Origin of the sequence: Streptomyces sp. NBC_01454, from assembly GCF_036227565.1 — a bacterium.
Taxonomy (GTDB): domain Bacteria; phylum Actinomycetota; class Actinomycetes; order Streptomycetales; family Streptomycetaceae; genus Streptomyces.
Genome location: NZ_CP109460.1, coordinates 6,550,274 through 6,564,006, shown reverse-complemented (window position 1 = coordinate 6,564,006; position 13,733 = coordinate 6,550,274). Strand labels below are relative to the sequence as shown.

Here is a 13,733-nt window from a genome sequence, read left to right as displayed (position 1 = left end):
GCGTGTCCCGGCCCACAAGGGCCGGGCGGCGGCCGCCCGCATCACCGCACGGCATCACCGCACGGAGCCGGTCACCGGAAGGCGTCCAGACCGGTCAGCGCCTTGCCCAGCACCAGCTGGTGCATCTCAACGGTCCCCTCGTAGGTGAGCACCGACTCGAGGTTGGTGGCGTGCCGCATGACGGGGTACTCCAGCGAGATCCCGTTGGCGCCGAGGATGGTCCGGGCCGTGCGGCAGATCTCGATCGCCTCCCGGACGTTGTTCAGCTTGCCGAAGCTGACCTGCTCGGGGCGCAGCCGCCCCGCGTCCATCCGCAGTCCCAGGTGATGGGCGAGCAGGATCCCCTTGTGCAGTTCGACGGCCATGTCGGCGAGCTTGGCCTGGGTGAGCTGGAAGCCGCCGATGGGCTTGCCGAACTGCTCGCGCGTCTTCGCGTAGTCCAGCGCCGCCTCGAAGCTGGCGCGCGCGGCGCCCATCGATCCCCAGACGATGCCGTAGCGGGCGTGGCTGAGGCAGCCGAGCGGGCCGCGCAGTCCGGTGGCCCCGGGGAGCACGGCATCGGCCGGCAGCCGCACCTCGTCCAGGACGAGTTCGCTGGTCACCGAGGCCCGCAGGGACCACTTGTGCTTGATTTCGGGGGCCGAGAACCCCGGGGCGTCGGTGGGGACGACAAAGCCCCGGATGCCGTCGTCGGTACGGGCCCAGACCACCGCGACCCCGGCCACCGAACCATTGGTGATCCACATCTTGCGGCCGTTGAGCACCCAGTCGGTCCCGTCGCGCTTGGCGTGCGTGCGCATCGCGGCGGGGTCGGAGCCGATGTCGGGCTCGGTCAGGCCGAAACAGCCGAGGATCTCGCCGGCCGCCATCCGCGGCAGCCACTGCTGCTTCTGCTCCTCGGAGCCGAAGCGCCAGATCGCGTACATGGCCAGCGAGCCCTGCACGGAGACCAGCGAGCGGATGCCGGAGTCGGCGGCCTCCAGCTCCAGACAGGCCAGGCCGTACTGGATCGCGGAGGCACCGGCGCAGCCGTAGCCGGTCAGGGACATCCCGAGGGCGCCGATCGACCCCAGTTCCCGGGCGAGTTCGCGGATGCCGGGGAGTTCGCCGCGCTCGTACCAGTCGGCGATCGAGGGCAGGATCCGCTCGGCGGTCCACCGGCGGACGGTGGCGCGGACGGCGCGGTCCTCGTCGGTCAGCAGATCGTCGATGCCCAGCGGGTCGCCGGCGTCGAACGGCGGGACCGTCAAGGACGCTGCGGACGCTGAAGACTCTGCGGACGGCGTTGCGGACATGGCGGGGCCTCCGGCGGCGAAAACTAGCAGTGGTAGTTATGCCCTTCCGACGGTACGTCCCGCCGTGCCGCCCGGCAAGGGTCACCGCCGTGCGCCACGCGGGCGCACGGCGGGACGAAGAACCGGCCGCTCAGCGCCCGGAGCGCGCCGTGGCGGGCGTACCGCAGCCGGCCGGCCGGTCGCCCGGGGCCGCCTCGCCGTCCGCCTCCGCCCGCTCCGTGGACTCCGCCGCCCGGCGCGGCAGCCGCAGCGCGATCCCCGCGCCGATCAGCAGCAGCACGGCACTGGCGACCAGGGTGATGTGCAGCCCGCGGACGAAGGACTCCCGGGCGGCCTCGCGCAGCGCGGCCCGGGCCGTGTCCCCCAGTCCGGCGGCGACCTTGTAGGCCTCGCCGAGGGAGTGCGCGGCCGAGGCGGAGGCGCGCGCGGGAACGCCGTCGACCCGGTCCAGGCCGGGGGCGTAGGCGGCGTTCATGACACTGCCGAGGAGGGCGACGCCGATGCCGGCACCGAGCTGGTAGGAGGTCTCGCCGATCGCGGCGGCACCGCCCGACTGCTCGGCGGGCGCCTCGCTGAGCATCGACTCGTACGCCCCGAACAGCGTGGACTGGAAGCCGAAGCCGAGCAGCACGAAGCCCAGGGACAGCAGCCAGGGGCGGTCCTGGCTGCTCATCGCCGTCAGGCAGAGCACCGCGACGGCGGTCAGCACGAAGCCGAGGGACACCATGGCGCGCGGGCCGAGGAGTTGCAGCATCTTGGAGCCGGTCAGGCCGGCCGCCATCGCGGCGAAGACCAGCGGCAGCATCCGCAGTCCGGTCTGCAGCGGGCTCAGTCCGAGGACGAGCTGGAGGTACTGCACAGCGATCAGCTGCAGGCCCACCAGCGCGAGCATGGCCAGCACGATGCAGCCGACGGAGGTACCGAACGCGGGCCGGGCGAACAGCCGCATGTCGATCAGCGGGTGGGTGCGCCGGTGCTGACGGCGGACGAAGAGGATCAGCAGCGCGATGCCGAGAAGGATGGGCAGCAGGGTCGTCCAGCCCACCACCGGGGCGCCGCTGCCGATCCGCTTCACCCCGAGGACCACGCCCAGCACACCGAGCGCCGCGACGATCGCGCCGATCACGTCCCAGGGACCGTTGCGCTCACCGCGCGACTCCGGCAGCAGCCATCGGCCTATCGGCAGCATGGCCGCCATCATCGGGATGTTGATGAGGAAGACCGAGCCCCACCAGAAGTTCTCGACGAGGAAGCCGCCGAGGACCGGACCGACCGCGGCACCGACCGCGGCCACCGCGCTCCACACGCCGATGGCGACCGCGCGCTCGCGCCGGTCGGGGAAGACCTGCCGCAGGATCGACAGCGTGGCCGGCATGATCATGGCGCCGCCGATGCCGAGCAGGGCACGGGCCACCATCAGGATCTGCGGGTTGGGCGCGAGCGCGGCGGCGGCCGAGGCGAGCCCGAAGAGGCCGTAGCCGAGCAGGAGGACGCGCCGGCGTCCGACGCGGTCGCCGAGGGTGCCGAAGAGGATCAGCAGCGAGGCCGCGATCAGCGGATAGACATCCACGATCCACAGCAGTTCGACCGGTCCCGGCCGCAGGTCCTCGGTGACCGAGGGCACGGCGACGTACAGGATGGTGGTGTCCAGCGCGACGAAGAGCAGGCTGACGCAGAGCACGATGAGCACGGTCCAGCGGTTCACACTGCCAGCTGAAAGCCGGGGAACTCCAGCCGTCCGTCCACTGCCGGACGCGGACGTCCCTGACATGCAGCACCTCCAGTCATGCTCTCGCTGCCGCGGATCAGGGCGCGAAAGCGCCCCGGGGGAACCGGCGGCACGGGCGAGTAGAGACGTCAGACTACGCGAGTCCCCCGCTACCCTGCGTGGTTCACCTCACGATGAGACGCGCATCGCAGCGCCTCGCGTTCCCCCACCCGCCGTCGACCGTCGTTCTTCGGCCACGGGATAATCGCCGGGATGAACGATCTTGCGCCCGCCGCCGTACCCGGCCCGACCCGGTGCGCCGCCCCCGCCACGGGGACCTGGCTGCGCCGGGCCGCGCCCGCGCTGGCGGCGTACGCGGCGATCCGGCTGCTGGGCGTGCTCGTGCTCGCGGTGTGGTCGGCGGCCGATGGCAAGGACTGGCACACCTTGCTGACCGCCCGCTGGGACTCGCTCTGGTACACCCGGGTCGCCGAGCAGGGCTACGGCTACACGGTGACGATGCCCAACGGCGACGTCCACTCCAACCTGGCGTTCTTCCCGCTGCTGCCGTGGCTGGAGCGGGGGTTGTCGGCACTGCTGCCGCTGTCGCCCGCCGACGCCGGGATGGCGGTCGCCTGGCTCGCCTCGGCGGCCGCGGCCTGCGCCCTGTACGCGACCGGTGAGCGGCTGTACGGGCCGCGGGCCGGGATCGCCCTGGCCGCGCTGTGGGCCGCGCTGCCGGTCGGGATCGTGCAGTCGATGGCGTACTCGGAGTCGCTGTTCACCGCGCTCGCGGCCTGGGGCGTGTACGCCGTGCTGACCGGGCGCTGGGTGGCGGCGGGGGTGTGCGCGTCCCTGGCCGGGCTGACCCGCCCGGTGGGTGCCGCGGTGGTCGCGGCGGTGTGGCTCACCGCGGCGGTGACGCTGTGGCGCGAGCGGAACGGTGGCGTCCGGCTGCGCGCGGCGCTCCGTGCGCATCCTGGCCTGCTGCCCGGGGTGCTGCTGTCACCGCTCGGCTGGTGCGGCTACTTCCTGTGGGTGGGCGCGCGGCAGGGCTCGTTCGCCGGATATCTCGACGTCCAGGGCGGCTGGGGCAACGGCTTCGACGGGGGGCTGGCGTTCGGCTCGTTCGTCTGGGGCCTGCTGTCGGGACCCGCCGCCGTGGCCGGACTCGGACTGCTCCTCGGCGTCGGCCTGGTGGGCTGGCTGTACGTGCGCGGCGTACGCCAGGGCCAGCCGCTGCCGCTGGCGGTCTACGGCGGGACGGTGCTGCTGCTCGCGCTGACGGCCAAGGGCTACTTCGGGTCCAAGCCACGGCTGATGATGCCGGCCTATCCGCTGCTGCTGCCCCTGGCCGCGGCACTGGCACGTCGGCGCCCGGTGTGGTCGTGGCTGGTCATCGGCGCTGCGGCGGCGGGCTCCGCGGTCTACGGGGCGTTCTGGCTGAACGGTTCGGGCCCGCCGTGACCGGCCGGTACCGCTCCGTGAGCGCCACTGCGGGGAAACGCCACGGGGCCTGGCGGCGAATGGCGGATAAACTCCCTCCGGAGAAAAGCAGATAAGGCACTCGGGGTGCCGACACGCGGATGGCGGGAAGCGATTGAGAATCGCCAGGAATTCCCTTGCAAATCCCTTCGGTGAAGCCTCGTTTGAGACACATTCCACATCACATCGTCATTACAAAGCGCACAGTTTGACCAAGCACCTACATCACACGCGGTAACGTCGATTGAGTGCGTACCGATGACAAGCTCGACCAGATGGAGGAGCGCCCGACCGATCGCGCCCGACCACCCCGCATGACCCGGACCCGCCTGTGGCTGTTCTGGGGCACGCTGGCGGTGTACCTCGCGATCGTGGTCGGAGTGCTGGTCACTTCATGGCTGGTCACGTTCGACTGGCAAGTCATGTTCTTCAGGCCGTACAAGCAGTGGCCTGAGATCCATGCCTTCCTCGACTACTTCGTTGTACTGGGGCAGCGCGGGCCGACCGCGGTGGCCGTGGCGGCCTGGCTGGGCTGGCGCTGCTGGCGGCAGCGCAACCTCCACCCGCTGCTGGTGCTCGGCGCCTCGCTGCTGCTGCTGAACATCACCGTGGGCGCCGCCAAGCTCGGCATGGGCCGGCTCGGCCCGCACTACGCGACCGTGGTCGGCGCCAACGAGATGTACCTGGGCGGCGACATATTCCCCTCGGGCCACACCGCGAACGCCGTGGTCACCTGGGGCGTGCTGGCCTACCTCGCCACCACCTCGCTGCGCCGCCGCACGCTGTCGGTGATCGCCGCGCTCGGCGCGCTCGGCGTCGGGATGACCACCGTCTACCTCGGCACGCACTGGGTCAGCGATGTCCTGCTCGGCTGGGCCGCGGGGCTGTTGGTGCTGCTGGCGATGCCCTGGCTGGAGCCCGGCATCACCTGGTTCGAGGACCGGCTCATGGGCATCCTGCTGCGGCTGTGGCTGCGGCTGCGCCCCAATTCGCTGCGCGGCCCGCTGCCGGCCGGCGCGCTGGCTCCCGGGGTCTCCCGGCAGCGCATCGCGCCCGACGGCGAGGTGCTGGTGCGCGAGGCGGTCCCCGCCGGCACGGGCGGCCGCTCGGCCGGCCACTCCCCGGACAGCTGGCCGCACCACCCGGCACGGCCGTACACGATCCGCTCGGAGCGCGCCCCGGTCACCCCGGCCGGCACCCGGCGCCCGCCGCACGCGGACCGGATGCCCCGCACCACGCCGCTGAGCCCGTCCTCCTGGCGCGGCCGCAACGACGGCGGCTGACCGCCGCACGGACCGCGGGGCCGGTACGCACACCCCCACCCCGCAGCGAAGGCCCCGGCCGCTCCCGAGGGAGCGGCCGGGGCCTTCGTCGTCCGTCGCGGCGCTCAGCCCTGCCAGCTGCGGTGCACCGTGCCGTCCTTGACCTCGAAGTTGAGCCGGCCGGACAGGTACTCCATGGTGATGATCGCGCCCGGCGGCAGGGAGCGGACGGTGGTCCAGCCACGCGCTCTGGCCCGCTCCTCGGCGCTCTCCTGCGCGAGGCCGACATATGCCTCGATGTCGTCCTCGGGGTTGTCCGGAAGATTCGGTAGGTCAGCCATGACAGCCACCGTATGCGGCCGCGGCGGCCCGTGGAAGCCCGGCCTGTGCATACCCCGGTGACCGTCCGGTCCGTCCTTGGTCACACTTGTGTCACAGCCTGCGTTGGTGCGATCGCCGGACTTCCGTCACCCGTACGCGCCGTGTGACCGCGCAACCGGGTGGACTTTTCCGGCAGCAGAAATTCCACCTTGATCGAATACAAAACGGGCACACGCGTTCCGGGCCGCGCGCCGCGGCGCCCGAAAACAATCCCCCGGCAGTACCGGATTTCCGTTGCTCATTGCCGTTTATCGGTCGTCCGGAAATTGACCAACGAGACACACTCCACACACATTTCCCGCACATCGCCCCGATTGCCGGGCGCGTGCACTTCCCGGCCCACCCCCGCCGGCGCCCCGGCGGGCCCGCCGGACCGGGCCCGCCGGATCCCACCGGAACGGCCCGGAGCGCCCTCTCGCACTGCGCCGCGGCCGCGGGGATCATGTCCCGGGCCCCAGTACACCCTCGACGAACGAGGTGCAGCGGATGGTTACGGACACCGGCCGGGCGGACCTGCGGCCTCCCGGGGCGCGGAGCCGCGGGGCGGTGCTGGTCGACTGGCTGACGACCACCGACCACAAGAAGATCGGCCACCTCTACCTGATCACGTCGTTCGGGTTCTTCCTGGTGGGCGGGGTGCTGGCGCTGGTGATGCGGGCCGAACTGGCCCGTCCGGGGCTGCAGATCGTCGGCCCCGAGCAGTTCAACCAGGCGGTGACCATGCACGGCACGATCATGCTGCTGCTGTTCGCCACGCCCGCCTTCGCCGGCTTCGCCAACGAGATCATGCCGCTGCAGATCGGCTCGCCGGACGTGGCCTTCCCGCGGCTGAACATGCTCTCGTACTGGTTCTTCCTCTTCGGCGGCCTGATCGTGCTGGGCAGCTTCCTCACCCCGGACGGCGGCCCCAGCTTCGGCTGGACGGCCTACGCGCCGCTGAACTCGCTGACCCGCTCCCCCGGCACCGGCCCCGATCTGTGGATCATGGGGCTGGCGCTGGCCGGCTTCGGCACCATCCTCGGCGCGGTCAACTTCATCACCACGGTGATCACGCTGCGGGCGCCCGGCATGACGATGTTCAGGATGCCGGTGTTCACCTGGAACGTCCTCTTCACCTCGATCCTGGTGCTGATGGCGTTCCCGGTGCTGGCGGCCGCGCTGCTGGTGCTGGAGGCGGACCGGCAGTTCGGGACGGTGGTGTTCGAGGCCCAGTGGGGCGGCGCACTGTTGTGGCAGCACCTGTTCTGGTTCTTCGGGCATCCCGAGGTCTACATCATCGCGCTGCCGTTCTTCGGCATCATCACGGAGATCATCCCGGTCTTCTCCCGCAAGCCGATCTTCGGGTACGTCATGCTGGTCGGCGCGACGATGGCCATCACGGCCCTGTCGGTGATGGTCTGGGCGCACCACATGTTCGCGACCGGGGCGGTGCTGCTGCCGTTCTTCTCCCTCATGTCGTTCCTGATCGCGGCGCCGACCGGGGTGAAGTTCTTCAACTGGATCGGCACCATGTGGCACGGCTCGGTGTCCTTCGAGACGCCGATGCTGTGGTCGGTCGGATTCCTGGTGAGCTTTCTGTTCGGCGGGCTGACCGGCGTCATCCTGGCCTCGCCGCCGATGGACTTCCACGTCACCGACACCTACTTCGTCGTCGGCCACTTCCACTACGTCGTCTTCGGGACGGTGGTGTTCGCGACGTACGCGGGCTTCTACTTCTGGTGGCCGAAATTCACCGGCAAGATGCTCGACGAACGCCTCGGGAAGATCCACTTCTGGACGCTGTTCATCGGCTTCCACACCACCTTCCTCGTCCAGCACTGGCTGGGGGTGGAGGGCATGCCGCGGCGCTACGCCGACTATCTGGCGGCCGACGGCTTCACGGCCCTGAACACCCTCTCCACCATCGGCTCCTTCCTGCTCGGGCTGTCCACCCTGCCCTTCCTCTACAACGTCTGGAAGACCACGCGCTACGGCGCCAAGGTCACGGTGGACGACCCCTGGGGCTTCGGCCGGTCCCTGGAGTGGGCGACCTCCTCACCGCCGCCGCGGCACAACTTCACGACCCTGCCGAAGATCCGCTCCGAGTCCCCGGCGTTCGATCTGCACCACCCGGAGGTGGGTCAGCAGCCGGCGCCGCTGCCAGTGCCCGGGACAGCCGGTCCCTGATCTCCCGTACGTGACCGAGCAGTTCGGGCGGCTCACGGATCTCGAAGTCGAAGCCCATCAGGACCAGGTGCACCACCATCACGTCGAGGCTGTGGGCTCCGGTGTGCAGCAGGCAGCGCTGCGCGTCGACCGCCTCGAGCGTCCCGGCGGCCGGGCCGATGCGCTCCGCGGCCCGCTCCAGCGGGGCGTGCACCAGCACGGTCGCCTGCCGGGCATAGGCGCCGGTGGAGATGCCGTGGGAGACGTACGCGGCCAGGTCCTCGGCCGGCGGGGGGCGCGGGGTGAAGCGCGGGCCGTGCGGCGGGGTGGGGGTGATGCGGTCGACGCGGTAGGTACGCCAGTCCGCGCGGTCGGTGTCCCAGGCGACGAGGTACCAGTGGCGCCGGGCGCAGACCAGGCGGTGCGGTTCCACGGTGCGGCGGGAGCGCGTGCCGTCATGGGTGGTGTAGTCGAAGCGGAGCCGCCGGCAGTCCCGGCAGGCGTGCGCGAGCTCGGTGAGGGTGTTCGGGTCCACCCGGGGGCCGCCGCCGAGCATCGGCACGGTGAAGGCGTTCAGCGCGCCGACCCGGCGCTGCAGCCGGTGCGGCAGCACCTGCTCCAGCTTCGCCAGCGCGCGAACGGAGGTCTCCTCGATGCCCTCGATCCCGCCGGCCGCGGCGGTGCGCAGTCCCACCGCGACCGCCACCGCCTCGTCGTCGTCCAGCAGCAGCGGCGGGAGTTCGGCGCCGGCGCCGAGGCGGTAGCCGCCCGCCGTCCCGGACGCGGAGTGGACGGGGTAGCCCAGCTCGCGCAGCCGGTCGATGTCCCGGCGCACCGTGCGCGCGGTGACATCGAGCCGGTCGGCGAGCTGGGCGCCGGACCACTCCCGGTGGGACTGCAGCAGGGAAAGCAGGCGGAGCAGCCGTGCCGAGGTCTCCAACATGACAGGAGTCTCGCAGCCTTTGCGGACAGGTACGGTCCTCGTTGCGCCCCGGCCGGGCGGGCCGCTTCCCGTCAGCTCCCGGCCGGTCCCGCGATCCGCAGGGCCAGGTCGTTGTCGAGCGTGTAGTACGGACCGGCCCTCAGGTGTCCCGCGGCGGTCGGCACCGGCATCGCGGGGTAGGTGAAGATCTGCTTCTTGTCGGCGACGTCGTCCAGGAGGCGGGCGATCCGCACCGGCCGGGCGCCCTCCGCCGGGCGCAGCCACAGGTCCCACGGCTCACTGCCGTCCTCCCAGTGACCGGCCGGCTCGGCGTAGGGCAGCGTGAAGCTGAATTCCGCGCCCTCGACGGTCAGCGGGACGGTGACCGTGACCGCGGGGGCTTCCGCGGACGCCGCGGTGCGGCGCAGCCATGCCTCCGCCCGGGCGCCGGCCGCCGGTGCGGCGCCGTAGAGCCGGCCGGAGACCGTCATGCCGTCGGGCGTGACGAGGATGTCGCCGGCCTCGGCGTGCGGGCCGCGCAGCCAGCTGCGCAGCGCGAGATTGCCGAACTTGGTCGCGTACGGGATGCGCACGCCGAGCCGGCCGATGCCCGCCAGCGGCCGGCGGTCCACCAGCGAGCGCAGATCGTTGATGCCCGGCAGCAGGCGCCGGGGGTCCTCGCCGTCGCCGAGGTCGGCGTAGGCGTTCCAGCGGCCCTCGGCGAGCGCGACGGTACTGGGCAGCACGGCACGCAGCCGGCCGGCGCCGTTCGGCCCGAGCGGCAGCCGTACCGCGTCGTCCGCACCGTCGCCGCCGCGCAGCCGCAGCACCAGCGCCGCGCTCCAGGTGGTGTGCAGGTCCTGAGGGACGCTCAGATCGAAGGTGAGACCGCCCGCGGAGTCCGCGATGCAGTCGGCCCGCAGCTCCGCCGGCGCCGTCCCTGCGTCCCGCTCCGGCGGCGGTTCGGTGCCGTCGGGCCCCGGTCTGTCCGGCGCCTCGGGTTCCTGGTCGATGGCGGAGGACTCCTTCGTGTTGTGTCCGGTCACGGTCAGCTGGCTCGGCGCCGTCATACCGTCCGCACCCCTCTCAGCGCGGCGCGGGCCGCATCCTTGGTGGCGTACGCGCCGCTGAGCAGGGCTCCCCGGGCGCGATGCAGGCCGCACTGCAGCCGGCTTCCCCGGCGGCGGGCGAGCAGTTCCCCGAAAAGGTCCTCGTAGCGCCCGGCGACCGTGGCGGGGTCGAAGCGGGCGGAGGAGGCCAGCGCGGCGCCGCCCATCCGTATGCGGGCGTCATCGTCGTTGATCAGCGTGAGCAGGGAGCCGGCGAGCGCCTGCGGGTCGCCGACCGGCACCAGCTTGCCGTCCACCCCGTCGGCGATGATTTCGCCGGGGCCGTGCGGGCAGTTGGTGGCGACGACCGGCAGTCCGCAGCGCATGGCCTCGACGATCGTCATCCCGAAGGACTCCAGGCTGGAGGAGACGGCCGCGATCGAGCCCTTGGCCCACTCGGCCTCCAGGGGGTTGGCCGGGCCCATCAGGAAGACGTGGTTGTACAGGCCGAGTTCCTCGATCAGCGCGCGCAGCGCGGCCTTCTCCGCGCCGCCGCCGTATATCCGCAGCCGCCAGTCGGGGCGCGCGGCGACGACCTGGGCGAAGGCGCGGATGAGCACGTCGTAGCGCTTGACGCGGGTGAGCCGGCCGGCGGCGACGACCCACTTGCCGCTGCCGTCGGCGGCCTCGACGGCGGGCGCCGGCACGCTGTTGGGCACCGCCTCGATGCGCACACCGGGCAGCCGCAGCGTACGGCGGTAGGCGCGGGCGTCGGCCTCGGTGACGGTGGTGACCGCGTCGAGGCGCGGATAGGCGCTGCGCAGCGCCAGCTTGAGCTCCGGGTGATGGGTGTCCAGGGTGAGGTGCTCCTGGCCCATGCGGACCGGGCCGCGGCGCGCCTGCTTGGCGATGTGCACATTGAGTCCGGGCCGGGTGCCGACCAGGACATCGGCCTCGGTGCGGCCCAGATGCTGGGCGATCCGCCGGTCGGTGAGCTCGCTGTACTGGCGGTAGCGGACCTCGGCGGCGGGGAAGACCCTGGCCGGGCGGGCGTGCGCGGGATCCGCGCCCTCGTAGCCGGGGCCGCTCTCCCTGATGTCCACGAGGTGCCGCAGCGCGACCCGCGGGCCGAGGTCGAAGACCGGCGCGTCGCGGTGGCGCAGGACGGAGACGATCTCGACGTCGTGCTGGTCGGCGAGCGTGCGGGCCAGGTTGAACGTGGTGCGGATCGTCCCCCCTATCCCGTACGCGTTGTGAATCAGGAATGAGATGTGCATCCGTCCCCGTATCCCCTGGTCTTCCGGTCCGTGCTGGTCTCCCCGTGGGTGACGTCGCGCTCCTTTCCTGTAGGGCGCGACGTATCCCCCTGCTGAACGGAAGGACCCCGAAAGGAGGTTCCGGGTTGGGGGGTTACGCCAAGTTGTTCCGAAAGAGTTAGGACATCGGTAACGGCTTGATGGAACCGCATAGCCGTGAATTCCCTCCACCTCCGGTGAACTGGAATATCCAATTCCAGAAGCTGCCGCCGCCTGTCCTTACGGAGACCGGGCGGGAGTTGCTCACCTCACGGGGGCGCCGGCCAGCGGGCACACCGGAGCGGTGGGAGGTACGGGAGGCACGGGAGGTACGGGAGGGCACGAGAGTACGGCAGGGCCCGGGAAGCACGAGCGGTACGAGCCACCCGGGACGGCCGGGGGCGTCACCGCCCGCTGTCCGGCCGTCCCAGGATCAGGCCCTGGGGAACCCGCAGCCTGGTGCCGACCGACAGCCGGTTCGGGTTGTCCCCGAGGGCCGTCCGGTTGGCCTGGTGGAGCGCCTGCCAACCACCCTTCACCCGGTACTTGCGGGCGATCTTGCCGAGCGTCTCCCCGGGCCGTACGACATGGCTCCGCTCCCCGTCACCCGTCAGCCCGTAGCGCCGGGCGCACTCGGGCCAGGCGCCCCAGCCCTGGGCCGCCTGCACCCTCTTGGCGATCTCGATCTGCTCATCCCGGGTGGCGAGGTCCGCCCGCGGGGCGAACTCCAGGCCGCCGAAGGCCTCCCAGGTGGGCTGCCAGAACTGCAGTCCGCCGTAGAAGGTGTTGCCGGTGTTGATGTGCCAGTCACCGCTGCTCTCGCACTCCGCGAGGCAGCCCCATGGCCACTGGTCGCCGGCGCACGCGTGCCCGGCCTTGCCGCCGCCCGTGCCGTTGCCGTCCGGCCCGTCGGCGGCGGCACCACCGGGCAGACACAGGACCAGGGCGGCGGCCGCCGAGGCGAGAAGTCCGACGGATCCCGCGAAGCGCCGTGGCGACGAAGAGTTGTCCGACATAGCCGGTGACGGTAGGCAGCCGTCCGCCGTTGACCAGCGCGCCACGCCCTCACCGGCCCGTTGCCACCCGGTCCGGCGTACGGAACGGCCCCGACTGCGCCAAGTTCTGCGCAAGAGCTGGCGCTATGTGACCGCTTGCGGGGCGGCTTTCCGTTGATTTCCACTGTGCGGCGATTGGTTCGATTCTGTTCCCGTCCTCGCGTGACTCCTGCCGCAGGTCACCCGTTGTCCTGGTACGAGCCGGGAGACCACCCGGCAGACGCACAGAGATCGAGGAGCCACCCGTGCCGCGCATGCTCGACGTCAGTGACGACGTTCGCGCCGAGATCGGCGACGACGAAGCCGACCGCCTGCTGGCCGGTGGCGACGCCCCCGGCAGCTATGACTGCACCTCCTGCCGGACCCCCGGAGACAGCGACCAGGAGCGCACCAGCACCGTCCTGTTCGTGGGCGAGGAGACCGCGGTGCTCGCGTTCGCCCATGCCACCTGCATCCCGTCGCAGGTCGTCCCGGTGTCGGAGGAGCAGCTCCAGGGAGCCGTGCGCTCCATCACCGGAGAGGACGCCGCCGCCCGTGTGCCGGGAGCGCAGCCCGCGCCGGCCACCCCGGTCCCCACCACCCCGCGCCAGGCGACCCTCGGGATCACCTGCGGCCTGGTGCTGATCGAGGGCGATCTGCGCCCGGCCCTGGTGGTCGAGCCGGACGGCCCGATCGCCCGCCCCGGCTCGGCCCGCCCGGACGACGACTTCCTCCCGCTGCTCCTGGAGCAGGGTTTCCACCCGGTGACGGACATGAACCAGCTCCCCGGCCCGAACCCGGGCTGGTCCGCGCTGCTGGCCATGGGCAAGCTGCACGCCGTCCTCCAGCCGGGCGGCGCCGGCAACCAGGCCGCCTGGTGGCAGGCCCACCAGCCGCTGGCCGTCTCCGACGGCTGGCGCGCCGCGGCCAACAAGGCGCAGTCGGTGCTGATGTACGCCGCGCCGGCCGGCACCATCGGCCACCAGCCGCGCGAGGACCTGATGCGGCAGGCGCTGGAGAACGCCGCGGCGAAGGGCGCCCTGGTCGCCGCGGAGATGCCGCTGGCCGGCACCTGACCGCCGCTCGGTACCCGATCGCGGGGACAGGACCGCCCTTCCGGACGGTCATGCCCTCGCGATCAGCCATTTCCGCGCGAA

Annotated in this window: 12 protein-coding genes; 5 read left to right on the top strand and 7 right to left on the bottom strand. The window is 71.9% G+C overall.

Translation table 11 applies throughout. From position 1 onward, the window contains the following. Positions 1-71 precede the first annotated feature (71 nt). Entirely contained in the window at positions 72-1,295 is a 1,224-nt protein-coding gene (locus OIU81_RS29025) for an acyl-CoA dehydrogenase family protein (protein ID WP_329152491.1), read from the bottom strand. 130 nt (positions 1,296-1,425) lie between these two features. Then, positions 1,426-3,066, bottom strand: coding sequence for an MFS transporter (locus tag OIU81_RS29020; protein WP_329152489.1), 1,641 nt, complete (start codon positions 3,064-3,066; stop codon positions 1,426-1,428). A 210-nt stretch (positions 3,067-3,276) separates the two neighbouring features. On the opposite strand from OIU81_RS29020, the gene OIU81_RS29015 reads away from it, so the two are divergent. Further along, positions 3,277-4,470, top strand: coding sequence for a hypothetical protein (locus OIU81_RS29015; RefSeq protein ID WP_329152488.1), 1,194 nt, complete (start codon positions 3,277-3,279; stop codon positions 4,468-4,470). Between the two features lie 266 nt (positions 4,471-4,736). Further along, complete coding sequence (locus tag OIU81_RS29010; RefSeq protein WP_329152487.1) at positions 4,737-5,771, top strand: phosphatase PAP2 family protein; 1,035 nt, start codon at positions 4,737-4,739, stop codon at positions 5,769-5,771. Positions 5,772-5,875: 104 nt separating this feature from the next. On the opposite strand, the gene OIU81_RS29005 is transcribed toward OIU81_RS29010, so the two are convergent. Continuing rightward, on the bottom strand, positions 5,876-6,091 hold the full coding sequence (locus OIU81_RS29005; protein ID WP_329152485.1) for an I78 family peptidase inhibitor: 216 nt from the start codon (positions 6,089-6,091) through the stop codon (positions 5,876-5,878). A 12-nt stretch (positions 6,092-6,103) separates the two neighbouring features. Between OIU81_RS29005 and OIU81_RS42415 the strand changes: the two genes are divergently transcribed. Together OIU81_RS42415 and ctaD are read left to right on the top strand one after the other, a co-directional pair. Next, positions 6,104-6,238, top strand: a complete 135-nt coding sequence (locus tag OIU81_RS42415) for a twin-arginine translocation signal domain-containing protein (RefSeq protein ID WP_443074061.1) — start codon at positions 6,104-6,106, stop codon at positions 6,236-6,238. A 379-nt stretch (positions 6,239-6,617) separates the two neighbouring features. Next, the gene (ctaD, locus tag OIU81_RS29000) at positions 6,618-8,297 is read left to right on the top strand and encodes an aa3-type cytochrome oxidase subunit I (RefSeq protein ID WP_329152484.1); all 1,680 of its coding nucleotides are present in this window, start codon (positions 6,618-6,620) and stop codon (positions 8,295-8,297) included. Here ctaD and OIU81_RS28995 read toward each other — a convergent pair. The 4 genes from OIU81_RS28995 to OIU81_RS28980 form a co-directional block, all read right to left on the bottom strand. Next, complete coding sequence (locus OIU81_RS28995) at positions 8,188-9,219, bottom strand: helix-turn-helix transcriptional regulator (RefSeq protein WP_329152483.1); 1,032 nt, start codon at positions 9,217-9,219, stop codon at positions 8,188-8,190. The genes ctaD and OIU81_RS28995 overlap by 110 nt on opposite strands. Before the next feature lie 71 nt (positions 9,220-9,290). Then, a complete protein-coding gene (locus OIU81_RS28990; protein WP_329152481.1) occupies positions 9,291-10,268 on the bottom strand; it encodes a hypothetical protein in 978 nt (325 codons plus the stop codon). Further along, positions 10,265-11,524: a glycosyltransferase family 4 protein gene (locus OIU81_RS28985; RefSeq protein WP_329152479.1), complete on the bottom strand. Its 1,260-nt coding sequence runs from the start codon at positions 11,522-11,524 to the stop codon at positions 10,265-10,267. Before OIU81_RS28985 ends, OIU81_RS28990 begins: the two co-directional genes overlap by 4 nt. 422 nt (positions 11,525-11,946) lie before the next feature. Continuing rightward, on the bottom strand, positions 11,947-12,558 hold the full coding sequence (locus OIU81_RS28980) for a transglycosylase family protein (RefSeq protein WP_329152478.1): 612 nt from the start codon (positions 12,556-12,558) through the stop codon (positions 11,947-11,949). A 284-nt stretch (positions 12,559-12,842) separates the two neighbouring features. On the opposite strand from OIU81_RS28980, the gene OIU81_RS28975 reads away from it, so the two are divergent. Beyond that, positions 12,843-13,652: a hypothetical protein gene (locus OIU81_RS28975; protein ID WP_329152477.1), complete on the top strand. Its 810-nt coding sequence runs from the start codon at positions 12,843-12,845 to the stop codon at positions 13,650-13,652. The last annotated feature ends 81 nt before the right edge of the window (positions 13,653-13,733 follow it).